16 protein-coding genes are annotated in these 23,683 nt (G+C 58.6%); 2 read left to right on the top strand and 14 right to left on the bottom strand.

Features of this window, described 5'->3' with window-relative positions:
* The first annotated feature begins 104 nt into the window (after positions 1-104).
* Positions 105-533 (top strand): winged helix-turn-helix transcriptional regulator, encoded by a 429-nt coding sequence (locus ACFOTD_RS29545; protein WP_378123553.1) that lies wholly within the window; start codon positions 105-107, stop codon positions 531-533.
* A 68-nt stretch (positions 534-601) separates the two neighbouring features.
* Here ACFOTD_RS29545 and ACFOTD_RS29540 read toward each other — a convergent pair whose 3' ends face one another.
* Entirely contained in the window at positions 602-970 is a 369-nt protein-coding gene (locus ACFOTD_RS29540; protein ID WP_378123552.1) for a glyoxalase superfamily protein, read from the bottom strand.
* 108 nt (positions 971-1,078) lie between these two features.
* Positions 1,079-2,269, bottom strand: a complete 1,191-nt coding sequence (locus ACFOTD_RS29535) for an MGDG synthase family glycosyltransferase (protein WP_378123551.1) — start codon at positions 2,267-2,269, stop codon at positions 1,079-1,081.
* 247 nt (positions 2,270-2,516) lie between these two features.
* On the opposite strand from ACFOTD_RS29535, the gene ACFOTD_RS29530 reads away from it, so the two are divergent.
* The gene (locus ACFOTD_RS29530; protein ID WP_378123550.1) at positions 2,517-3,704 is read left to right on the top strand and encodes a M20 metallopeptidase family protein; all 1,188 of its coding nucleotides are present in this window, start codon (positions 2,517-2,519) and stop codon (positions 3,702-3,704) included.
* Between the two features lie 46 nt (positions 3,705-3,750).
* Here ACFOTD_RS29530 and ACFOTD_RS29525 read toward each other — a convergent pair whose 3' ends face one another.
* From ACFOTD_RS29525 to ACFOTD_RS29470, 12 genes are all read right to left on the bottom strand, one after another.
* Complete coding sequence (locus tag ACFOTD_RS29525; protein WP_378123584.1) at positions 3,751-5,370, bottom strand: response regulator; 1,620 nt, start codon at positions 5,368-5,370, stop codon at positions 3,751-3,753.
* Complete coding sequence (locus ACFOTD_RS29520; RefSeq protein WP_378123549.1) at positions 5,339-7,195, bottom strand: cache domain-containing sensor histidine kinase; 1,857 nt, start codon at positions 7,193-7,195, stop codon at positions 5,339-5,341. The genes ACFOTD_RS29525 and ACFOTD_RS29520 overlap by 32 nt, the downstream gene beginning before the upstream one ends.
* Before the next feature lie 118 nt (positions 7,196-7,313).
* On the bottom strand, positions 7,314-8,186 hold the full coding sequence (locus ACFOTD_RS29515; protein WP_378123548.1) for a carbohydrate ABC transporter permease: 873 nt from the start codon (positions 8,184-8,186) through the stop codon (positions 7,314-7,316).
* Positions 8,180-9,142, bottom strand: coding sequence for an ABC transporter permease (locus ACFOTD_RS29510; RefSeq protein ID WP_378123547.1), 963 nt, complete (start codon positions 9,140-9,142; stop codon positions 8,180-8,182). Before ACFOTD_RS29510 ends, ACFOTD_RS29515 begins: the two co-directional genes overlap by 7 nt.
* A gap of 122 nt (positions 9,143-9,264) precedes the next feature.
* Positions 9,265-10,905 carry an extracellular solute-binding protein gene (locus ACFOTD_RS29505; RefSeq protein WP_378123546.1) on the bottom strand — a complete coding sequence of 547 codons (1,641 nt, stop codon included), beginning with the start codon at positions 10,903-10,905 and terminating at the stop codon, positions 9,265-9,267.
* Positions 10,906-11,101: 196 nt separating this feature from the next.
* Positions 11,102-16,168, bottom strand: a complete 5,067-nt coding sequence (gene hepB, locus ACFOTD_RS29500) for a heparin/heparin-sulfate lyase HepB (protein ID WP_378123545.1) — start codon at positions 16,166-16,168, stop codon at positions 11,102-11,104.
* Between the two features lie 248 nt (positions 16,169-16,416).
* The gene (locus ACFOTD_RS29495) at positions 16,417-17,553 is read right to left on the bottom strand and encodes a tyrosine-protein phosphatase (RefSeq protein WP_378123544.1); all 1,137 of its coding nucleotides are present in this window, start codon (positions 17,551-17,553) and stop codon (positions 16,417-16,419) included.
* Positions 17,554-18,414: 861 nt separating this feature from the next.
* Complete coding sequence (locus ACFOTD_RS29490; protein ID WP_378123543.1) at positions 18,415-20,205, bottom strand: L-fucose isomerase; 1,791 nt, start codon at positions 20,203-20,205, stop codon at positions 18,415-18,417.
* 46 nt (positions 20,206-20,251) lie between these two features.
* Positions 20,252-21,097 carry a sugar phosphate isomerase/epimerase family protein gene (locus ACFOTD_RS29485; protein WP_378123542.1) on the bottom strand — a complete coding sequence of 282 codons (846 nt, stop codon included), beginning with the start codon at positions 21,095-21,097 and terminating at the stop codon, positions 20,252-20,254.
* A complete protein-coding gene (locus ACFOTD_RS29480) occupies positions 21,094-22,041 on the bottom strand; it encodes a phosphoglycerate dehydrogenase (protein ID WP_378123541.1) in 948 nt (315 codons plus the stop codon). Before ACFOTD_RS29480 ends, ACFOTD_RS29485 begins: the two co-directional genes overlap by 4 nt.
* Before the next feature lie 31 nt (positions 22,042-22,072).
* Positions 22,073-22,678 carry a glucose-6-phosphate isomerase gene (locus ACFOTD_RS29475; protein ID WP_378123540.1) on the bottom strand — a complete coding sequence of 202 codons (606 nt, stop codon included), beginning with the start codon at positions 22,676-22,678 and terminating at the stop codon, positions 22,073-22,075.
* A complete protein-coding gene (locus ACFOTD_RS29470) occupies positions 22,675-23,649 on the bottom strand; it encodes a shikimate dehydrogenase family protein (RefSeq protein ID WP_378123539.1) in 975 nt (324 codons plus the stop codon). The genes ACFOTD_RS29475 and ACFOTD_RS29470 overlap by 4 nt, the downstream gene beginning before the upstream one ends.
* Between the last annotated feature and the right edge of the window lie 34 nt (positions 23,650-23,683).

Below are 23,683 nucleotides of genomic sequence, written 5' to 3'. Positions count from 1 at the left end.
GACTGGGTTTAGAATAATACATATGATCCATTCTTTAAACTAGGCACTTTAATTAGGCATAGTCTAAAAAAGTAAACCATTTGATATGACGGGGGTTAAGGCAAATGCCGGACGAAAATATCGCGGAATTCGACGAATTCGTTGGATGCAACTTTACGACTTCTCTTGACATTCTGGTCGGAAAATGGAAATTCATGATTATCTTTCAACTCATGACCAACGAAACCATGAGATACAACGAACTCTTAAGAGCGATACCTGGCATTAACAAAAGAATGCTCACGTTGCAGCTCAAGGAACTGGAGTACCACAAAATCATACACCGGAAGGTGTATAACCAAATTCCTCCCAAAGTAGAGTACTCGTTTACGCAGCATGGAAGAAGTCTGTTGCCCGTCATTCGGGTGATGAGCGATTGGGGAGAGACGCACGCGCAGTATTTAGTCAAGGAATATGGCGAAGAAAATGTGGGGACGCTCTTGAATCGGCTTAAAAACACGCCCGACAACGAAGTGTTTAATAAAGTAACTTGACGAACCTGACGTTCATATAAAAGGCATCTCCCTCAAAGGGAGATGCCTTTTATATGAACGGACCGAATTTATGTCAGATACTCGCAAAACACCAGGCGGTTGCCAAAGGGATCCGTAACGGTGCATTCCTCGGAATTCCACGGCGTTTTCTCCAGGCCCGGCCTGGCGTAAGCGTACTTTTTGCCGATCAGCTCTTTTTGGAGCTCCCTAACGCCGCTCGTATGGACGCGGATCGCCGCGCCGGGACTGCAGTCTCCGTGATGCTCGCTCAGATGAATTTGAATGCCGTCTTTGGAAACTTGCATATACAGCGGCATATCCGGTTCGAACCGATGCTCCCAGTCCAGCGAAAATCCCAGAAAGTCGATATAAAACGTCTTTGCTTTGGCTTCGTCGAAAATGCGCAGGATCGGTATGATCCGCTCAAGCTGCGTCATGGGCCGGCCTCCCGTTGCTGTCGATTTTTCTATCGATGTTTCTGTCGATGTTTCTATCGATAGGTTTTGCTCATTATTGTAGGATTCGCCGCCGGCCCCGTTTTTCCTTTACGGTTCGGATTTGACAAGACGCGAGTCGAACGTGGGCCAACCGGCCGATGACGCCGTTTCCGAAGGCCATCGCGCCATCCGGCCCGCAACGCCGCCTCGCAGCACCTCGGCTACGATAACGCGCGAAGCGTCGGCGCCGCCAAGCTGGCACGCGTGCGGGCGGGATCGGCTGCGGATCGCGATCTCTACGGCCGCCCTGACGGCTGGCGCGTCCGCAGCCATCCGCACAGCGCGTCGCCGATCCCAGTATTCCGCATTGCCACGCTCTTGTCCCGGCAGCGGTTTGTACACGACGACGGGCACGCCCATCGCGATCGCCTCGGTAAGCGTCACGGCCCCCGCCTTGGTCACGATGCAAGACGCGACGGACATATACGCTTCGATGTTTTCCGCGTAGCCGACGACCCGTACGCGAGCTCGGCGCGCGTAGCGTTTTTTAAGCTTGCGGCAGAGCTTGGCATTGCGGCCCGCAATAAGCAGCAGCGTAGCGGACGGTTCGGGCTTCAATAAAGCATCGACCAGCCGTTCGGGCTCCGCCAAAGCGCCGACCATGACGAGTACGTAAGCCTGCTCTGGATCCAGCCCTTTTTCGCCGCAAATCTCCTGCCTGGATCGGCGTTCGGCACGGAACTGTCCGCGGATCGGAATCCCTGTGACGTGGATCCGGTCCTCCCGGATGCCCATGCGCGCGATCTGCGCCTTCATTTCCTCCGTCGCCACGAAGTAACCGTCCGTATGCGGATGAATCCAGCGGGTATGCAGCTCGTAATCCGTAATAACGGTGTAGGTCGGGATCGCGATGCCCGAGGACGCCATGGCCGGATACGTCGCGAGGAAAGGAAACGTGTGGATGACCGCGTCGGGCTTGATCGATTGGAGGAGCGCGGCCATCTTGCTTCGGCCAAAAGCATGCAGCCATCTGCCTAGCGGTCCGTCGTGCTTCATCCCGTTGGTGACGCGATAGCTCCAGCCGTACGTTTTGGGAAACCAGGTCATGCTCTTGGCATATGCGCAGCGCACGATCGCGTCCATTGCGGGATGCGCTTCACCGAACAGGTCGACGAGATGCACCTCGAACCGCGCCTCCGGATGCGCGGAGAATTGCTGCTCCAACGCCTTGGATACCTGGTAATGTCCGTCCCCGAACCTGGCGTATACGATCAGTATTTTCCATGCCCGTTGCTCCATCGCCGTTCCCCCTCCGATACGCTTTGCGCAGCAGGCGCGAAGCGCAGGCTCTTACCTTCAATATAAGGCTCGATCCTAATCGGCGAATGAAGCGTTCTTTAACGGGATGTAAATATAAACATAAGAATCCCCTATAAAATACAAGGTAGACCCGGCTATTTGCGAGCGCATATCGACTATGCTCTATATGACAGCAACAGACGATTCCCATAAAATTTACGTTATCTGATAAGGAGAGGATCAAGACGTGACCGAACGACATCCCTTCTACCAAGCCGCCCTGGACATGAGCTCGCAGTTGTCCGCCTGGAGACGCGACTTTCACCGGAACCCCGAACTCGGTTATGAAGAGACGAGAACGGCAGGCATCGTGGCGGATCATCTGACCCGGCTCGGCCTCGAGGTGCGTACGGGCGTCGGCAGAACCGGCGTCGTCGGCCTGCTGCGGGGGACGGAGCCCGGCCCGACGGTGCTGCTCAGAGCCGATATGGATGCCCTGCCGATACCTGACGGCAAGACGGCGGATTATGCATCTACGATTAAAGGGAAAGCCCACTTGTGCGGTCATGACGGCCATACGGCCATGCTCATGACAGCCGCGCATCTGCTCGCCGCGCACGGTGCGCCGCGTAAAGGCCACGTCAAATTCATGTTTCAGCCCGCCGAAGAAGGCTTGGCCGGCGCCAAAGCCATGATCGACGACGGCGTCCTCGATCATCCGCGCGTAGATGCCGCCATTGCCCTGCACGTGAAGCCGACGATAGCCTCTGGCAGGATCGGCCTTGGCTCCGGCACGTTTTACGCCGCGGCGGATCGCATCCGTATCCGGATCATCGGCCGCGGCGGGCATGCTGCGGCGCCGCACCAGACGATCGATTCCATTCCGATCGCCGCTCAGGTAATCACGGCCCTGCAGACGATCGCGAGCCGTCAGACGGATCCGCTGGATTCGGTGGTCGTGACGATCGGGCAGATTCAAGGGGGATTCGCTTCCAACGTTATCGCCCCGGAGGTTGAATTGAACGGAACGGTCCGCACCTTGAACCCCGCGCTGCAGGAAGCGATGCCGGCCAGAATCGAGCGGATCATCCGGGGCGTCACTGAATCGTTCGGCGCTACATACGAGCTCGATTACAAGTTCAGCTATCCCATGGTCATCAACGATGAAGGCATGGTGGATCTCATCCGCCGCACAGCCGACGATACGCTTGGGACAAGCGGATGGTTCGTCGAACGGCCGACTATGGGCGGTGAAGACTTCGCATTCGTCGCGCGGGAGGTGCCCTCCGCCCTGTTCTGGCTTGGCGTCGGGGACGGTACGGAGCGGACGTCCTACCCGCTGCACCATCCGATGTTCGATCTGGACGAGAATGCCCTTCCTGTCGGGGCTGCCATGCTTGCAGCTGCGGCTTTGAATTATTTAAAACAAGCCTAAAAACTGCCGGTTATCATCCTTATTGCAAAAGATCTCTGTTGCGGAACTACGTCATCGCCTTTTTGTTCTTCACTTCGGCTGGCGTCACGCCCCACGTTTTGCGGAACACCTTGGCAAAATAACTGAAGTCCCGGTAGCCCAGCATGTTCGCCGTCTCCGATACCTTCATGCCGTCCGACAGCCACTGCATCGCAAGCTTCATTTTTCTTTCCACGATGTATGCGGTGAACGACTGTCCTATTTGCTGCTTGAACAGGCGGGACAAATACGAAGCGTTGATATACAGCTTGCTCGCGACTTCATGCAGCCCGATATCTTCGCCGATCTCGGCTTCGACCATGCCGATCATCTTCTCGATCAGCTCGTGGCGGCTTTTGCTTTTCGTGCCGTTGACATAGGCGCAGATGTGGTCGACGGTGCCGTAAAGCCATTGGCGCGTCTGTTCCTTGGTTGATAAGGCCCGAAGCTGCTGAAAAAACGCCAGATGGCGCCCCAGCGCCTCTTGCAGCGGCCATCCCTGGAAATGGACGACACGGACGAGAAGCGAGGCGAGCAGCAGCACGTTTACGTACACTTCCTCGCTCGTTTTCGCGCGCTCGACATGCGTCTCGAGCCACTCGTCGATCAAGGCGATCGCAGCATCGCGCTGACCGGACTCCAGCGCGTGCGCGAGCACCTTCTCCAGCTGAACGTCGGCAACGACCGAATGGGTATGCGCCGACTCGTCGCGGTAGGGCACGACGATGTCGTGACCGTGCACGACGCGTTCCGTCAGCGCCTGGCTTGCGTCCAGATACGAGCGGCTGACGCCGGGCCTTTTGTCTACGGCGCGGCCGATGCCGGCACTCGCGGAAGTCTTCATATATTCCTTAAAGACGGATAACAACCTCGTCGTATGCCGGTGGACTTCCGCCGTGAAGTCGCCGGCGGATCGCCGTTTCTCCCGCTCGCCCGGCACGTCGCTGAATACGATGACGGTCGCGCCTTCGCCGTCGGAAAAAATGTGGCACGGCACGTTCGCCAGAAACTCCTTGGCGATGCCGAGCATCGAAATTTTCAGCAGCGTGATATCCTCGGCCGTAAAACGGGGATTCGGCGCGGTGAGCGGATCCGGGTCCGCGACGGTGACGGCCCAGTTCGCATCGTCCGGCAAGTCGATCATAAGCTCCCGGCTGCGCTGTCCGATTTCCCATTCGGCATATTTTCCCGACACCCAGTTTTGGAAAAAAAGGTCCTGCAGCCTGGGCAGGTGCTCCGCCCACTTTTTGCGCATCAGCTCCTGATTGTACTTGGCGGCCAGCTCCTCGCGAATGCGCTCGCGCGCCTCGAGCACCGCCTGCAGCACCTCGTCGTTGCCGGCGGGCTTGAGCAGGTACTTGGCGACCTGAAGCTCGATCGCGGTCTGGGCGTACTTGAAGTCGTCATGTCCGCTCAGGAAGATGATCTTCGCCAGCGGATCCGCCTCCACGATATGCCGCGCGACGGACAGACCGTCCAGGTCGGGCATCCGGATGTCCAGCAGCACGATGTTCGGCTTCGCCTGATCGAACAGCTTGATCGCGTCGATGCCGTTGTCCGCCGTGGCCACCACTTCGATCTCATGCTCCTCCCAGGAAATGTTGCGGGCAATGTTGTTAAGAAGCCGAAGCTCGTCTTCTACGATCATCAGATTCACGGGCGCCTCCGATCGGGATCCACAGCACGACGGTGGTTCCCTCGTTTTCGATGCTGTCGACGGTCAGTTCCGCAGAATCGCCGTAGTACAGCTTGAGTCTCGCTTTTACGTTCCATAGGCCGTACAGGTCGTTGCGTTTCAGCTCCTGATCCCAGGCCTGGCCGGCATGCGCGTACAGGCGATCCAGCTCGTCTCTGATATAGCGCAGCCTGTCAGGGGGAATCCCTTTTCCATTGTCAGACACCGCGAGACGGAGCCTTCCGGCCTCCATCCGGCCGTCGATCCGCACGACGCCGTTCTTCTTTTTCTGCTCCAGACCATGCAGAATCGCGTTCTCCACGATCGGCTGCAGCAGCAGCTTCAGGACGGGATACGGCTTGCACGCCTCTTCGATCCGGATGTCGACGGACAGCTTGTCGATGAACCGCAGCTCCTGCACGCGCAAGTAATAGCGCAGATGCTCGATCGTTTCTTCGACCGTGAACTCGTCCTGTCCTTTGCTCAGGCTCAGCCGGAAAAACTTCGACAAATTGAGCGCCATCTCCGATATTTCCTCGGCCTCGTAATTTTCCGCCATGCTGTAGATCGAATCGAGCGTGTTGTACAAAAAATGCGGATTGATCTGCGACTGCAGGACGCGCAGCTCGGCCTTCAGCCGGAGCAGCTGCTGCTCATAGATGTTTTCGATCAGGTTTTTCTGCTCGAGGGCCATGTCGTTGAAGGCGCTCATCAGATAGCCGAATTCGTCCTCCCGCTTGTTCGGAAGATTCGTATCGAGGCGCCCCATCCGCACCTGCTTCATCCCGTAGGCCAGCGCGCCGAGGGGCGAGGCGATGCCGCGGTAGACGATCCAGGAGATGACGATGGTGAGCAGCACGCTGATGGCGATGATCGCGTACATGAACGTCCGCAGCTGATCCGTCTCCGCGTACATAGCCGCGGCCGGTTTGACGAGGATGACGGTCCAGCCGGAGGACGGGGACTGATACCGTACGAGCATTTCGCTTTTTCCGCTTTTGGCCGACGGCATAACGGTCACGATGTCGCCCTCGGATTCCCAGGCCGGCATCGTCTCGTCGACCGAGCCCGCCCCCACGATCAGCCGGTCGTCGGCCGTCGTCAGATAGACGCTTTCGTCCGTCCCGTCGATGAGCGTATCGAGATGCTTGCGCAGATGCGCGGCGTCAAGGGTGATCATCAGCACGCTTTTGCGATCCCCCTGCTTGAACGGATCCATCGTACGAAGCAAGCTGACGTAACCCGGCTGAAAGGTCTGGTCCAGCTGCTGATACGAATTGAACTCGTCCCGCTTAGGCACGAGGAGACGGCTTTTGCCGTGCGACTGCATCAGTTCGGCATACCAATCCTGTCCCGGAATCTCGTCCACTCTTCTGCCTCCGAATTTCGAAGACAGAATCGTATGCGAATAGGCATGATAAATCGATAATTGGGTGAGATAACTGTTGGCGGATTTCATATTGGTAAGCTGTACGAGCACCTTCTGAAAATCCAGGGTCATCTCGCCGGTCAGCTGCGGGTCCGTCAGGTTGAGAAGCTCGATCAGGTTCGTATCCGTCGCCAGCGCCATGGACATATTCTCGAGATTGTCCATCGTCAAGTCGATGGCTTCCATCGCGGAGGACAGCGCGACGACCGTCTGCTCGTTGACCTTGCGCTCCAGGATCCGCTCGGAGCGCAAACTTGCGAATATGCTGACCGCAACAAGCGGCAGGAGAATGATTAGAAAATAGCTGGTGAGCCGCAGCTGCACGGAGCTGCGGAAAGCGTTCGCAAGTCTCGGTAAGATGGGGATCATATTCGGCTGGCGCACCTCCGGCCTGAAGGGAACAAATGGATGAAATTATATTACCATAGAATAGCCCAAGGGCTTCGGCGATCCGGAAAAATCCCGGATGCCGAGCCCCTTAATTTTCCTATCCTTTGATAGCGCCGATCATGACCCCTTTAGTGAAGTACTTCTGCAGGAAAGGATACACGAGCACGATCGGCATGATCGCGACCGTTACCGTGGCCATCTTGATCGTCTCCGGCGGCAGCTGCGCCACCTTGGATGCATTCAGCGACAGTTCCTGGCTTACGCTCGGCGTCTGAATCATATTGCGCAGAACCACCTGGATCGGCGCCAGATCCTTATCCGAGACGTACATGATGCCTTTAAAGTATTCGTTCCAGTGCCCGACGCCGTAAAAGAGTCCGATGGTGGCCAGAATCGGCGCCGACAGCGGCAGCACGATCCGCCAGAGCGTCGCGATCTCGCCGCAGCCGTCGATCCGCGCCGCCTCTTCGATCTCCTGCGGCAGCCCTTCGAAATATGTTTTCATGATCAAGAAGTTGAACGTGGATACCGTGCCTGGGATGATCATCGCCCAGATGGTGTTGTAGAGTCCCAGCTCGCGAATAACCATGTAGGTCGGTATAAGTCCCCCGTTGAACAACATGGTGAATATGATCGCGAGCAAAATCCCGTTGCGCCCCGGCGTCGATTTTTTGGACAACGGGTAAGCAAGCAGCGTCGTGACGATCAAATTAATCGCGGTGGCGACGATCGTGACGATTAAGGTAATCCGCAGCGCATCGGGGATCCGAGCGCTCGCCAGAATCTGTTCGTAGGCCTCGAGCGTCACGGCGCTCGGCCAGATGACGAAGCCGCCGTTGCGAAGCACCTCGGTATACGGCGTGATGGACATGACGACCACGAAGTACAGCGGGAACAGCGTCGACAACGCGAACAATCCGAGAAAGATATAGAGCGCGCCGTCGACGATACGGTCCGTTTTCGTTACCATATGCCCGAACCTCCGACTTTTTTGGCTATTTTATTCGCGCCCAGAATGAAGATCAGACCGATCAAGGATTTGAACACGCCGGTGGCCGCGGCGATGCTGAAGTTCAGCTGCTCGAGCCCCTGACGGAATACCCAGGTGTCGATGATATCCCCGACGCCGAATACCCTGGCATTGAGGAAGATGTATACTTGATCGAAGCCGGCATCGAGAATGCTGCCCATCCGCAAGATCAGCAGCAGCACGAACACCGAACGGATGCCGGGCAGCGTGATATTCCACATTTTCCGCCATCTGCCTGCGCCGTCCACCGCCGCCGCCTCGTACAGCTCCGGATTGATCGACCCGAGCGCGGCCAAATAAATAATCGCCCCGAAGCCTACGTTTTTCCACAGATCGGAGACGACGAGCAGCGGACGGAAATAATCCGGATCGGTCAGCAGGTTCAGTTCGCCCCATCCCCAGTCGCGAAACAGCGTCGTGACCAGGCCGGCGCCGGGCGCGAAAAAGGAAAAGACGATGCCGTACACGATAATCCAGGACAGGAAGTGCGGTCCGTACGTGATCGACTGGACGACCTTTTTGAACCACTTGGAGCGAATCTCGTTCAACAGCAGCGCAAGCAGCATATCGGGGATCATATTAAAGATCATGCGATAGATGCTGATGAGCAGCGTATTTTTCATGATTTGGGGAAAATCGGGGGATTGGAACATGGTCCGAAAATGTTCGAAGCCGACCCAAGGGCTTTTCCATATGCCCTTCATCAGGTTGTAGTCCTGAAAGGCGATCAAAATGCCCGCCATGGGCAAATAGTGAAACAATAAATAATAGAGCAAACCGGGAATCATCATCAGAATCATCCATCTGCCGCGATACAAGCTTGCGAACGACTTGCGCCTAGCGGAGCTTTTGGGGGAAGCCGCCTTGTGCTTCGATTGTGCTAGGGTTTGGTTCATTGCCACTGCCCCTTTGTGCTGGAGTTGCGGGAAAGGAAGAAGGCAGCCCCGACCCCGTCAGGGGCTGCCTTCCGTTTCTTCACCTTGCCGGATATCGAGCTTCTAACGGGATATCGTTTGTCTTACTTAAAGGCGTCAAGCTTTTTGTCCTTCAGCACGGCATTGATCTGGTCGGTATAGCCCTGGAAGATCGTTCTGCCGGTATACTTCGTCATCAGCTCTTCGCGGTACTCGGGCCACTTGGCGGCGCTCTTATCCTCGAAGATCATCTTGATGTGCAGGCGGTGCATTTCTTTGCGGAAGTCGCCGATGTTGGTGCCTTCAGGCGGCAGCAGCGAGACCGGCGGGAGCGCGTCGTGCTTCGGATACGAAGCGACCGTCGTCAAGATTGCCTGGTCGCGCGGCGAGATGCGCGGATCGCCCACCTCGAGGCCGAGAACGGCAGGCTCCTCCGGCGTGAAGAAGCGGTAAATGCCGAGCCAATTGCCTGCGTTCGCGATGTCCGCATTGTACGCTTCGGGATTGAGCGTTATTTTATTGCCTTCTTTCGTATAATGCTTGCCTTCCTGACCATAGTGAGTCAGCAGGAAGCCTTCTTCGCCGGCCAGCCAGTTCAGCACTTCGAACGCTCGCGCAATTTTCTCCGGATCTTTCTCGGCGACCGCTTTTCCGACCATGACCGAGGTTTCCGGCACGCCGTTTTTCCAGATCGCCGGCAGGTCCGGGAACGGATTGAACGGCTGCCAGTCCGCGTTCGGATCGATCGCTTTCGTGCGGGACTGCAAGCTGTTCGCATCGCCTTCGAGCGCCGCGTTCTTTTCGCCGCTAAAGATGATGCCGATCTTATTTTGCGCCGCCTTGTCCAGATGCCCCGGATATTTGCTGAGGAACCAGTCCGGGTCGACGATGCCTTCGTTCGTCATATCGATAATGCCCTGTATGACCTTCTGTACGCCAAGGTCCGTCCGGTTGTCCACGAATGCGTTGTTCGCGATTTGGAAGTCGGCCACGAAACCGTTCGCCAGCCATTGCGGGAACTCGAGCGGCACGCTTGCGCCATTTCCCGACGTCGAGAAGCCGTACGTATCCTTTTTGCCGTTGCCGTCCGGGTCCTCGTTGGTGAATTTGCGCATGACCTCGAGCATCTCGTCGTACGACTTCGGCATCTCGAGCTTCAGCTTGTCGAGCCAATCCTTTCGCACGTACCAGGCGGGATATTGGTTGCGCATGAAAGGAAGGATACCGCGGTTGAAGCCGCCGCCTACCAGCTGGTACGAATCGAGCTCTTCCTGTTTGACCCAGTTGTAGTAATTCGGCATCTTTTCCTTGTTCAGGTACGGCGTCAGGTCGGCCAGCAGGCCGTCGGTCGCGTACTTCTGGGACGCGGCGCCGTCCGCGACGAACACGTCGGGAATATCGCCCCCGGCCAGTTGGACGTTCATCTTGCTCTTGTAATCTTCGCCGCCGACCATGTAGTCGAGCTTCAGATCCACGTTAAACTTCTCTTCGATCGCCTGCTTGACGAAGTCTTTGTCTGCCGAAGGAAGCGTAGCGTTGGCGAATTCCGTGCCGACCGGGACCATGAAGCGCAAGCTGATTTTCTCCGGCTTGGCCGCTTCGGACGCGGTCGCCGATGCCGACGCCGGGCTTGCGCTTGTCGCGGGCTGGCTCGAAGCCGCCCCGTTTGTCTCTTTCCCATTGTTCGAGCAGGCCGTAGCCAGCAAGGTCGCCCCCGATAATACGACGAGCAATGACTTTTTCAAATGCATCACCTTCCGACGATTTAATCTTGCGCTTGCCTACGTTTATTATCCGGCATGGCTTCTCGCATTCATAGACGAGCGCTTTGACATGTCGTCGGTACTTTTTTGACTTCGACGGTCGTTACGGCATTTTTATCCGTATCGCATGAACGGCGGGCAGAATTCGAGATTCTCGAATTCTACCCGCCGTTTCCCGTTAGCTAACCGTTACCTTCATGACTTCGCTTTCCGAATCGCCTGCATCATTGCTGAGCAAGGCGCGATATTCGTAAGTGCCCTTCGCGCGTCCTTTAATGCTTGTCGCAGCCGTTTGCGCGCTCGGCGTGTGGGCCGAAAGGGTCTGGGCATCGATCAGAACGCCGTTCTCGTAAAGCTTGTAAGTCGTGGCGTTCGTCCCCCACCATAGGTTCATCGTCACCTTATAGTCGCCGTTCCCGTCCCAATTGTCGTTGGACAGCGTCGGCTTGCCCGGCGCGGCGTCTTTAACAGTGACGCTTAGCGGCGAACAAGGAGTCGTACCGTAGGCGTTGATCAGCTCGCATGTATACGTATACGAACCGTTCGTTTTGCCGCCGATCGCCGTTTCGGCCAGTTGAGCCGAAGGCGAAAGGGCGGCAAGCGTTCTTGTGTCGATTAACTTGCCGTTCTCGTACAATTTATAGGTCGAGCCGTTGAATCCGTACCACATATTCATCGTAATCTTATAGCTGCCGTCCAGAAGACCCGTATCGTAGCCGTTGTCGCTCGACAGGACCGGCTTGCCCGGAGCGCCCGATGCGCCCGATGAATCCGGAACCGGCTGCTCGTCGCCGACTGGTGTCAGCGTGTACGTCCCTTCAGGCGCCGAGAATGCCAGCACGCCGCCCTCTTCGCTCACGAGACCCGTTCGATCGGGTTGGCCGGGCATCGAAATTTTCCATTTCCCCGCGGACATATCGGCTACGGTCACCGACATGTCCGGCTGCGAACCGTACACGGACAGCGTGACCGATTCGTTCAGACGCTGGCCGCTCTTGCTGAACCAGACCGCGCGGTCCGCGATTTGCGCGCCCGTCATCAGATCGGCGTCGAGCCTCCGGCTCGGCAGAACCGTCGTTTCCCCGTTGTCCATCACTTGCATGACGTTCAGGAAATAGTCGGTCTCCGAAGGCGCTTTTGGCGATACTTCCACGCGCCAAGCACCCGCTTCGATCGTGTTCAAGTGGGCCGGCGTAGAAGGAATTCGCGGATAATTCGTTCCGTTCGTTTCGAATTCGTGTCCCGGCCCGCCTACCTTTTTAATGTTCACATTGTCCGCGAGCGGCAGCAGCGTCTCATTTACGAGCTTGCCGGAGTACCCGTTCCCGCTTCTCGTCACGGTCGTGACCGAGCCGTCCACGGTCGGCTCCTCCTCGGTATGCAGCAGCCAGCTCTTCTTGAAGTTCGGATTCGAAGAGACGACCTTGTCGAAGACGATCATCGCGGCGGGATGATCGGCGTCCTTCAGGTTCAGGAACATCATCGAACGATCGAACTGACTGACCTTATCCGAATAGGCCTGCGTCAGGTCGCCCTTAATATAGCTGTAATCGGGGGCGAGCGGATCCGAGCCCCCGCCGTACGCCTGCCCGGTCACTTTGGCGCGTGCGTAGTCTTTGCCCGCCAGATCCTCGAGCGACCATGCTTCGGCGTAAGCGCCTGAGTCGTTCGCCCATAGCTGTCCGCCGTCGTTAACCAGCGATTGTCCGCGATAGACGGGCGTCTCCGCCGGATCGTAGACGAGCATGGAATTGTGCGCGATCGTGCGTTTGTAGAAGTTGCGGTCGTAGGCGCTCATATAGGATTCGGACTTCCCGCCTGCCGCCGGCAAGCCTTCGTACATGCCGCTGTCCAGCGCGAGCGAGCCTTGATAATACAGCTGGAAGCTGCCCATATCCAGATGCTGATGGTTGCCGAACCAGTAGCCGCCGATTTTCATCTCCGCGACGACGGAGGGGGAATTTTTGTCGATGGCCGTCGGATCGTCCCAGCCGGTGCGCGCCACCATCGATCCCATCGGCGAGCCGAAGTACTTGGTCAACGGCAGCTCGCTCACCGGGCTGGTCGCTTGGTCCGGCTGGACGAACAGCATTTCCGCCACCGGATCGATCGTCCCCGGCACGTATTCGCCCTCGAACATATCGTGAACGTATGGGTTATCGTACAAGTAAGAAGCGAGCATGGCCTCCTTCTCATACTTCCAGGTCTTGTCGTCGGGCGTGTAAATATCCTGATAGGAATCGCCGTCGCGGATGAGCTGGCCGTCCGGTCTGCGGGTATAAATCGCGCGCATCAGGACGTCGCCTTGCTTTTCCGAGAATATATCGCCGGCGCCCATCTTCCGCATGATGAGCTGCGCCCAAAGCTCGGGCTCGTAGCGCCCCTGCATCCCGTAGGAATCGCCCTGGTGATGCATGCCCGACTCGTACCAGAAGTTGCGTACGGGCACGTATTGATTCATGAGCAGAACGGCGGCGTTGTTGTAAATCTCGTGGGCCGGGTCCTCGTCGTAGACGGCGACGCCGGCCGCGAGCAGGTTTTTGAGCAGCTGATCCTCGCTGTAGTGGCTCTCGACCGCGGGCACGCTCGCTTGCGGCGGATAGCCCATTTCCAGATCGGTGGCGAGCGACTTCATCTTGGCGATAATAAACGACCGATCATCGTCGTCCATCAGATCATAGCACCAGTCGTAGACGATGGCTGCCGCGTTGAGCGTATCGCCGACTTGGTGGTACTGCTCGGCCGGCGTAAAGTCGACGGTGCCAAGGAAGTTTTTAATCATCGATACGGCCTGTTCGCCCTGCGCCTCGTCGCCTTGCACGAGATATCGCAGCGCCGCCGCTTCGATCGCCTGGCGCACGCCGGCGATGTAGTTCGTCTTCGCGTCGCCCTTGATCGGCGGCAGCCAGCCTTCGGGACGGTCTCCCGTCTCCAGATCGAGACGCGTCCAGGTTTGTCCGTCCGTCGATACGTCCACGTCGAAGAATGAATTGCGGACATTGCCTTTGAAAAATGCCAGCGCTACTGCGTGCACTTCCTGTACGGAGCCCAGATCGAACTTAATCCATTGCCCCGCGCCTTCGGCCGTCCAGTACGTATTGAAGTCCCCGTCCAGCGTTTTCGTTCCGTCGTGGTCGCTGTCCTGCGCAGCGCTCCAGGTCGTCGACTGTACGGGCAGATTGGCATATCCGCTGCCCTGCGGCGCGCCGTATACGCTAGCTTCGGTAATGGAGTTCCATGGAGCCGAGGAACCGCCGTTATTTCCTTTGCCGACGATCCGGACATATCTCGCCTGCTTCGGGTCTGGAAGCGGATACGTTTCGAGATCGAGCGTCGTGCCGCTGCTCGTCGTAAACGAGGCGTTTCCACTGCTCACAAGAACGGCATTCCACACCGTTTGCATCGTCGGGTCGGATAGCTTGGCCTGCAGCTGAGGAATATCGTCTTCCCTGACATACAGGCGAGGGTGTACGCCCTGCGGTGGTTTGACGACCGTCTCGGCGGTAACCGCGGTCGCTTTCGGCGGCATCGCGATCGTCTCGTCCGTCATGTCCGCTTTGTACACCGCGACCGGCCAGGTCGTCGTCACGTAGCCGGCTTGTTCGGCTTTCAGCCGGTACCGGCCGTCGTATACTTGGGCATCGATTGTAAACGAACCGTCGGCCGCGGTCGTGGAGGTGCCGTACAGCGTGACGAATGCCTCATCGTACAGCCGAACCGTCGCGCCTGCGACCGGTTGACCGGTGCCTGCCGCGACCGCCTTGCCGCCGACTGCGTGCATCGCCGTTTCGGCTTCTTCCAGGACCAGCTCCGTGCCGGCCACCCCGGCTTCCGACGCGGTCAGCGTCTGAGAGACGGTCGCATACCCTGGCAACGAGGCTCGGAGTACATACGTGCCGTCATTGACCGCCTTGGCGAACGTATAGGCGCCGTCCGCACCCGAAGTGGCGGTGTCGAGCGCGTAAATAAAGCCGGTGTCGCCCGCGGCGTACACTTTGACGGTTGTGCCCGCCAGTCCTTCGCCGTTCGCGTCCCGCACCGTGCCGCTCACGCCGTGCTGCCGAACGAGGCTCATTCGGTCGAAGTGAACCGATCCCGTTTTATCCAGCGTTTCCAGCTGGATTTGATTCAAGCTGAGGAGCCCGGTCGTCACGAACGGACGATCCTTCAAAACGGCGGTATGATCGTCGACGCGAACGGCCGGCGGCTTGATATAAGTGCCGGGTTCGATCGCGTCGCTGGTCATATAGACGTCGTACTTCTTGTCGTCCATATTAATCGCGATCCGAACCGTATACCACTCATTCGTCGCCAGCGAGCCGTTGCCGTTCGGCAGGTCGGCGTTGCCTGCGCCGCTAATGATCTTGGCGCCGCCATTGTTCAAGATTTTGATCTGCGCGCCGGGCAGCAGCGCCCCGCTCGCGTTTTTCCCGAGCAGATTCAAATTAAAGGCAAGCTGATTGCCCGCTCCCGTCGCGTCGGGCGCGTACAGAAACCGCGTCTCCAGCTCGTACCTGCCGCTCGTAAGCGGTTGAATCGGCCGAACCGCGGAGACGCCGGCGGTCGACGCTTGCTGGTCTCGCAGCGTCAAGCTCTTGTTGCCGCTCCCGGGCGTATCCGTAACGGTGGCAAATCCAAGTCCGCCGACCGCGTAGGCGTCGGGCGTCGATCCGGTCGGATCGCTATCGAAGGTGTCTTCGATCGGCAGCGCGGAGAATGCGCTTTCAGTAACCTGAAGATCGTCGTAATAGCTCGTACCGGTGTTCGAGTTCCCCGTGGTCAAGTATAAGCTCCATTTGGCGGCATTTGCCGGCGCTTCGGCGGATACGTTGAAGCTCGTCCAGGCATTCAGCGGCGTGAATACGTAGGCTGAGGGCGGCGTCCCGACGAGCGCGTTCGTTTCGTCGTAAAAACGCAGTTGGACGTTCGTCGCGCCCGAAGCCAAATAGACGGCGCCCGTCACCGAGTAGTAGTGCCCTGCGGCTGCAACTTGCTTGTCGCTCTCCACCGCGATCGTCGTTCCCGCGCTGGCGTCCACGATTTTCAGACTGCCGCTGCCGGAAAGCTTCTGCTCCGTGCTAGCAGTAACGCCGGTCGTGCCGACTGCCTGCGTCCACCCGGATAGGCCGCTCTCGAAGCCGCCGTTAATCAATCCCGCATTCGCGGCAGATGCGGGCGTCGCAAATGACGGCAAATACCCCAGGCAAAGCGCAATGACCATGAACAAGTTTAAGAGCCTTTTCATTCTTTCACACCTTTCTCTTTCATTTATTTGGTCTAACCTTAGACCCTTCGCAGTTGTACTCATTATTGAAGCGCGGCCGCAAAAAACATAGAGGACTGTTTTGACTTTCGAACGGTATTTTTTTGACCTTGAAAATAAAAAAAGCCGACCGCAAGCGTCAGCATCCATAAAAGCGAGACGGAACAACCGTAATTCGGTTCCGTCTCGCTTTTTGCGTGGTTTGAATAGGGTTATCGCGGGCAGGGTCTCTATTCCGTATACATCGCCTTCAGCTTGGCGCGTTCCTGCTTCGTAACGCCGAGGCCGTCTTCGATGAACTTGTCGATCGAGCCGTACTTCGCCTTCATCTCGTCAAGCGACGCTTGGAGAAATTCTTTTTGCACGCCCATCAGCGCGGTGACGGCTTCAATGACGTTCGTATCCTGAATCTGAGTTTTCAGCGCTTCGATCGACTTTTGGTTATTGGCCGCATTGTAGACGTTGGACAACAGGTAGTCTTCCATGGCCGTCTTCTCGTCGACGCCGAGCGTCAGCAGGATGATCGCGGAGCCAAGACCCGTACGGTCTTTGCCGGCGGTGCAGTGCTGCACAAGCGCCATGTTCTTGGGATCGTTCAGCAGCTCCATTAGCTGGACGTAAAATTTGGGATTGTCGACCATCGATTTGTTGCCTTGAACCATCATTTGCACGGCACTTTCCTTGTCCTTCATCAATCCGGAAGCGAGAATCGTGCCGAAGTCGGTATTGCTGCCGGGATTGCCTTCGTCTGTTCGCACATAATTAATGCCCTTAATGACCGGATCGGGCAGCGATTTCACTTCGGCGTCCGTGCGATAATCGACGTCCGTCGTCAGGCCCATATTTTGCAGCTTTTTCTGATCCGCATCCGTCAGCTTGCCGATCGCATCGGCACGGAACAGCTTGCCCCATTTGACCGTACGGCCGTCCGTCGTCGCATAACCGCCCAAGTCGCGGAAGTTGGCCGCTCCCTCCAGGTCGACATGCCTCTCGGATGCGGAGATCGTTGCGCCGTTGCCGCCTTTCACGAGGAAATAGATGCGGCCGCCCGGCTTCGGATCCGCAGCGACGTGTCCGCCGTAGCGCGTATAGGTAGCTGCAAGCAGTTTGCCGTTCTTTTCGATATTGTCCGGCGAGGTGCTCCAATACACCTTGGCCGGCCCGAGATCCGCATTCGTTTTCCAGTGGATGACGAGTTGGCCCGTCGCGTTGCGCTCGACGATAGCTTGCGTGAAGTCGCCGCTTTTCTTGACTTGCGCAGCGGTTGCTTGCGCGGTCGCCGCGAAGCCCGTCGCCGGCGCCGCGATCGCGCCCAGCAAGATGGATAGCGATAATATCGCGGTCGAAAGCTTTTTTACGTTTCTCATCGTCAATAACTCCTCCACAGTACGTTGTATACATAATTCCCTGACTAGTATACAAGTGTGTTGTTTCCTCTTTGTCAGCGGAGATGAACGATTTCGTAAATTTAACGACATTAATCGCGAGTTGTGTAAACGCGCAGGGCGCTGATGCGGCAACTGGCGATGGAGTCAGCATGGCGTGACAAAATTCTCGCGGGGTGGCGAGATTGGCTGCCCGGATCACAAAAATCTGGTGCATCTAGGGACAGTGCCAGTCGCGGGGTGGCGACTTTGCCTGCCGGATGCATAATTTTTGTGCATCTAGGGGCAGCGCTGGCCGCGGGGTGGCGACTTTGCCTGCCGGATGCATAATTTTTGTGCATCTAGGGGCAGCGCTGGCCGCAGGGTGGCGACTTTGCCTGCTTGATGCATAAATATTGTGCATCTAGGGGCAGCACTGGCCGCGGGGTGGCGACTTTGCCTGCTTGATGCATAAATCTTGTGCATCTAGGGGCAGCACTGGCCGCGGGGTGGCGACTTTGCCTGCTTGATGCATAAATCTTGTGCATCTAGGCGCAGTGCCAGTCGCAGGGTGGCGACTTTGCCTGCCGGATGCATAATTTTTGTGCATCTAGGGGCAGCGCTGGCCGCAGGGTGGCGACTTTGCCTGCTTGATGCATAATTTTTGTGCATCTAGGAGCAGCGTTAGACGCGTGGTGGCGAGATTGGCTGCCCGGAGCACAATTCTGGTGCATCTAGGGGCAGCGCTGGCCGCGGAGTGGCGACTTTGCTTTCCTGTCTGGTGTCTGGCGCGACAATAACAAAAAAAAGCTGCCCCCGTGTCAACGTAATGACATGGAGCCAGCTCCTCAGCAGCTTTACGCCTTATTTATACAATGGACCGTACGCCGCGCATGCCCGATAATCCGCGCCTTCCGGATCTTTCGTGCCGAACGCGCTCCAGGCGCTTGGGCGCAGCAGCCGCTTCGCGTCCAAATTATGCATGTTCACGGGGATCCGCAGGATGCTTGCCAGCGTGACGAGGTCCTCTCCGATATGACCGTAGCTGACGACGCAGTGGTTGGAGCCCCAATGCTCCATGACCGTATAGGCGTCGTCGAAGACCGGGTCGCCCGGCACCAAGTTCGGCACGAACCAGGTCGTCGGCCAGGTCGGCGTCGTCCGCTCGTCAAGCGCGGCATGTACGTCTTCCGGCAGCTCGACCGTATAGCCCTCGGCCAGCTGCAGTACGGGGCCGACGCCTTCTACGAGATTAACTCTGGCCATCGTGACCGGCATGCCGCCTCTCGTCAGGAAGTCGGTCGAATGGCCGCCGCCCGCGAACTGATCCATATATGTCGGCCGCCAAGACGTAGCCGCAAGACAACGGTCGACCTCCTCGTCCGTGATCTCCCAGTGCGGCTTCATCGCGGGCTGCCCGTCCCGCGTCATCTCGCCCGTGCCGTCGAGCGCCGCAGGCCCCGAATTGATCAGGTGCAGCACGCCGCCGGCCGCGCGGCCTTCGAGCCGATGGCCGGTCACGCGAGCCACAGCCTCCGGACTCCAATAAGCGCGCACGTCGGCGAAGATTTGCGCCGTGTTCGTCAAGTAATGCTGGAACAGCATCGTCACCGCATTCAAGTTATCGTTTTCCGTCGCAACGATATATGGCTCGCGCGTGCCGTTCCAATCGAACGAGCTGTTCAGCACCGCCTCGAGAAAGTCCGCGCTCGGCAGGTGATCGGTCCACTCCCGCTGCCCCTGGAAGCCGGATGCGATCGCGTTGTAACCATACGCCTCTTCCTCGTAGCCCCGCGCTGCAAGCCTTGGGTTGCCGATCATCAGATCGCGGACGATCAGCGCCATTTTGACGACCGTCTCCCAGTTATGCGCTTTCTGGGCATCGGGAATGATCAGCGCCTCGGGGTTCGGATCGGAACCGATGACGCACTTCTCCTTGACCCAAGCGAGCGCTCGGCCGAACTCTTCCTCGTCGTAGATGCCGCGCTCGATGCGGCGGCTCACCTCCGTCATGTCCACGTAGGCGTTTTTCATTCCGAGGTAGCGCTGATAAAAATCGTCGTCGACGATACAGCCCGCGATACCCATCGACACCGAGCCGATCGACAAGTACGACTTGCCGCGCAGCAGCGCTGCAGCAAGACCCGCGCGCGCGAAGCGCAGCAGCTTGTCGGCCGCGTCCACCGGAATGGTCCGCTCGCCGATATCCTGGATGTGCCGGCCGTAAATCTTGAACACCGGCAGTCCCTTCTGATTGTGCGCCGCGTGCAACGCGCCCATATAGACCGCGCCGGGACGCTCCGTGCCGTTGAAGCCCCATACCGCATGCGGCAGCCGCGCGTTCGTCTCCATCGTCTCTAGCGGATAGCACCAGCCCGAGGCGACGGTCAGCAGCACGCCGACGTTCTCCTTCGCGAACCTGTCCGCGCACGCCGCCGCTTCCTTTAGGCCGGAGATGCAAACGTCGTTCACGACGCATTCGACCGGCGTGCCGTCCGGATACCGCAAATTCGCCGACAGCAATCTTGCGGCCTCATGCGCCAGTTCAATCGTCATATCCTTGGTGGCCGCCTTCACGAGCTTGCGGCGATCGATGATCGGTCGGATTCCGATCTTCGGAAAGCCGCTCTCGTAGCGATGTGCCAACTCCGCCATATGCTTCGCTCCTATGCTTATATGCGCCGCTCTGACGCTTGTATTTTCATAAGCCGTATTCCGCCATTTTACCGCGTATGAACCGCACGCCTTCCTCGACAAGCGCGTCGCCGCTCGGGGCGAGTTGCCGCCATACCCAGGTGTTCATGTTGTCCGTCACGTCGACGAACGACTCCAGCGCGGCATACCCGGTATACCCGATCTCGGACAACGCCCGGAAAATCGCATCCCAATCGACGAGTCCGGTCCCCGGGATGCCCCGGTCGTTTTCGCAAATATGATAGTGAATCAGATCGGAGCCGGCAGCCTTCGTGGCCTCGTAATAGCTCTTCTCCTCGATGTTCATGTGATACGTATCGAGATGGATTTTGATATTCGGCTCGCCGATCATTTCTTTCAGCGCCAGCGCCTGTCCGCAAGTATTCACCAGGTTCGATTCGTAGCGATTGACGGGCTCAAGACCGATTTGCACGCCGTAAGCTTGCGCATAGACGGCCGCCTCGCGCAGCCCCTCCGCCGCCCAAGTCCATTCCTGCTCGGTCGGACGGGCATTCGTTTCCTTCACGTGCTGCGAATAGACGACGCCGGACAGATTCGTCTTGCCGATGGCGGCCGTCGCGCGCACGCAGTCCTTCAAGTACGCAATCCCGGCAGCGCGAACGGCGGGATCGACGCTCGTTATGTCTGTGCCTCGCAGCAGCACGGTGGACGTTACGGCGTCAAGTCCGGCGTCTTCGAGCCTGCGCTTCACGGCGGCGGCGTCGAACGTGTCCAGCGTCATGAGCGGAATCTCGATGAAGTCCAGACCGAGTCCCTTGACGCGGTCGATGAGGCCGAGCGTCTCGTTGCTCCACTGGGAGCACCAGGCGTAGGCGTGAATGCCGAGCTTCATGATACGGACACCTCCAGATGCTTGATCAGATTGTTCGTGGCGATCATGCCCATATTGGTCACGGCTCCTTGCGTGGACGCCGCGCAGTGCGAGCCCGCGATCAGGTTGCCCAAGGCGAGCAGCGCCGGATTGTCCGGCGGCTCCTTCTCGAAGACGTCGATGCCGGCACCCCAGATCCGTCCCGCCCGCAGCGCCTCGAGCAGCGCCGACTCGTCGATCAAGCCCCCCCGCGCCGTATTCACGAGCACGGCGGTAGGCTTCATCATCTCGAATTGCTCGCGGCCGATGATGCCCGCCGTCTTGTCGTCTAGCGGCAGATGCAGGCTAATGAAGTCCGCCTCGCGCACGATCCCTTCGATCGAATCGCGATAAGAGATGCCGTAAGCGGCCGCGGTCGCCTCGTCGCGGAATAGATCGTACGCGAGCACCTTCATCCCGAACCCCGAGGCTCTGCGGGCGACCGCCTTGCCGATCGCGCCGAGGCCGAGCAGGCCGAGCGTCTTGCCGTGAATGTCGATCGCCGCCTCCGCCTTCCATACGCCGTCCCGGCAGGCCCGGTCGATGACGTTCACCCTTCTGGCGACGGCCATCATCAGCGCAAAGGCATAGTCCGCGACGGCTTCCGTGTTGGAGCCCGCCGCCAGCGTAACCTTGATCCCCCGCTCCTCGGCGTACTTCAGATCGATGTTGTCCGTACCTACGCCATACTTGGAGATGATCTTGAGCCCTGGCGCTTCTGTCAGCACTTCGCGGTCGAGCGGGTCCACGCCGACAATGATGCCGTCCGCGTCCGCGAGCAGTCCCTTCATCTCTTCCTTCGTCAAAATACGTCCATACGGGTTGTATACGACGTCGTACCCTCGCGACGCGAGCAGCTCGATCGGCGCCGGGTCCGATTTGCCGAACGAACGGGGCGTCACGACGATTTTCAGCTTCGGTGCCATGGCGGCATTCCTCCTTTGCGCGGCGCCCCGCTCACTTCCACTTCGGATTGTTGAGCACGGCCGGCTGCCCGTCGCGTTCGACGACGACCTTGCGATAGCCCTTCGTCTCGATCGTGCCGTAGTCGTGACCGGCGTCCGCGCGGAAGACGTAGAACGTAATAAGCGGTTCATGCCCGGTGTTGATGCTGCGGTGCGCGTATCGGCCCGGCACGTAGACCGCCTTGCCCGGCGCGAATTCCTGCACGTCCCAGTCGCCTTCCGGATTTTCCATGAGCATCAACCCTTTGCCGCCGATGCAGTAGTAGACTTCGGCCGTGTCGAGGACCGTATGGAAGTGTCCCTTGGTCATGTAATACTCGTCGCCGACCTTGCCCGGATAGACGATGCTCGTGCCGAACGCCAGATTGCCGTCGGACTCTGGAATGCCGAGCTCGTGGAATTCATAGACGAGCGGGTCCGCGCCATCCGCGAGCAAGCTGCGATACGCCTCGTCGTCCGCGTACATCCCTTTCATTTTCGACAGATGGCGCTTCAGCGAAGGCGCAGCGTCGGACAGACCGTTATTTAGGCTGAAATAAAGCGTAAACGGGGTTAACGGATTTTCCAGCTTCGTACCGGGCGGGTGCGTATGCGTCATGCCTTTGCGGCTCCTTTCGTCGCGCTGCCGTCTCGCAGCTCCATCGCGATTTTCTCCAGGCGGTCGAACGTCTCGCCCTCGATGGGCACATGGAATACCTCGGAGATCACCTGCGTCCAGCCATGGATAAAATAGATCCAGCCGTCTTCCACGTGCAGCGATTTTTGCGCCTGCTGACGGATCGCCTGATGCATAAAGTCGAGCGCGCCGCGGTAGTTCAGCTCCCAGACGAGTCCGCCCTCGGGGAACGCGGCGTCGTCCGTAAGCGGAGAGCCCGGACGGTCCTTGCCGAGTCCCGTCGCGTTGACGACGAGCGATCCGGCCGGCAAGCCCGCCAGCACCGCGTCATTGTCCGCCGGCGCCGGACAGAGCCTGAATTCGAACCGCACAGGCGTCTCGATGCGGCCGAGCAGCTGGCGCGCCGATTCAAGCCGCTCCGGACTGCGGTTCGTGATCACGATCGTGTCCGGCACGTCGTCGCCGCGCTCCGGCGCCGTCAGGTAGCTGCAGATCGCGAGCGCGCTGCCGCCCGCGCCCATTATCATCGCCTGGCCGCCCGTGCGCTTCCAGTGCCCCGGCGGCACGAACGCCGCCAGCGACAGCCCGCTCGAGATCGGGTCCTTGGCGTGGCCGGCGAGCCGGCCGCCAGCCTTGGAGATCGACGAGATCTCCTCGAAGGTCGTAGCGTACGGATCCAACATGTCGAACAAATCGCGCGCGGCATTAAACAGATCGATCTTATGCGTCGTGACGAGCGCGCCCAGGGAGAGCGGATCCTCCTTGATAAAACGTACGCAGTCCCGGTAAACCTCGGGCTCCGCGTGAATGGCTATGTCGATGCCGACGATCTTCGGTCCGCCGAGACCGAGCGCCTCGGCCCACAGCGGGAACAGCTTCATAATGGACGATTGTCCGGTCGTCACGCCGACAAAGTACATCGTCGGCGACGCCGCGCTTGGCGGCAGCTTCATGGCTTCGCGCTCCTCTCCTTGACCCCCGGACATC

It is taken from the genome of Cohnella sp. GCM10012308, from assembly GCF_042649185.1.
GTDB lineage: Bacteria > Bacillota > Bacilli > Paenibacillales > Paenibacillaceae > Cohnella.
Note: the sequence above shows the minus strand (reverse complement) of the source record. Positions and strands in the feature narration are given on the sequence as shown.

What these genes read in the sequence shown, in the direction of transcription:
- ACFOTD_RS29515 (WP_378123548.1), bottom strand. Translation starts at nt 8,186, where the DNA reads ATGGTAACGAAAACGGACCGTATCGTCGACGGCGCGCTCTATATCTTT.
- hepB (WP_378123545.1), bottom strand. Translation starts at nt 16,168, where the DNA reads ATGAAAAGGCTCTTAAACTTGTTCATGGTCATTGCGCTTTGCCTGGGG.
- ACFOTD_RS29490 (WP_378123543.1), bottom strand. Translation starts at nt 20,205, where the DNA reads ATGGCGGAGTTGGCACATCGCTACGAGAGCGGCTTTCCGAAGATCGGA.
- ACFOTD_RS29475 (WP_378123540.1), bottom strand. Translation starts at nt 22,678, where the DNA reads ATGACGCATACGCACCCGCCCGGTACGAAGCTGGAAAATCCGTTAACC.
- ACFOTD_RS29535 (WP_378123551.1), bottom strand. Translation starts at nt 2,269, where the DNA reads ATGGAGCAACGGGCATGGAAAATACTGATCGTATACGCCAGGTTCGGG.
- ACFOTD_RS29510 (WP_378123547.1), bottom strand. Translation starts at nt 9,142, where the DNA reads ATGAACCAAACCCTAGCACAATCGAAGCACAAGGCGGCTTCCCCCAAA.
- ACFOTD_RS29470 (WP_378123539.1), bottom strand. Translation starts at nt 23,649, where the DNA reads ATGAAGCTGCCGCCAAGCGCGGCGTCGCCGACGATGTACTTTGTCGGC.
- ACFOTD_RS29485 (WP_378123542.1), bottom strand. Translation starts at nt 21,097, where the DNA reads ATGAAGCTCGGCATTCACGCCTACGCCTGGTGCTCCCAGTGGAGCAAC.
- ACFOTD_RS29525 (WP_378123584.1), bottom strand. Translation starts at nt 5,370, where the DNA reads ATGATCGTAGAAGACGAGCTTCGGCTTCTTAACAACATTGCCCGCAAC.
- ACFOTD_RS29545 (WP_378123553.1), top strand. Translation starts at nt 105, where the DNA reads ATGCCGGACGAAAATATCGCGGAATTCGACGAATTCGTTGGATGCAAC.
- ACFOTD_RS29520 (WP_378123549.1), bottom strand. Translation starts at nt 7,195, where the DNA reads ATGATCCCCATCTTACCGAGACTTGCGAACGCTTTCCGCAGCTCCGTG.
- ACFOTD_RS29540 (WP_378123552.1), bottom strand. Translation starts at nt 970, where the DNA reads ATGACGCAGCTTGAGCGGATCATACCGATCCTGCGCATTTTCGACGAA.
- ACFOTD_RS29480 (WP_378123541.1), bottom strand. Translation starts at nt 22,041, where the DNA reads ATGGCACCGAAGCTGAAAATCGTCGTGACGCCCCGTTCGTTCGGCAAA.
- ACFOTD_RS29495 (WP_378123544.1), bottom strand. Translation starts at nt 17,553, where the DNA reads ATGAGAAACGTAAAAAAGCTTTCGACCGCGATATTATCGCTATCCATC.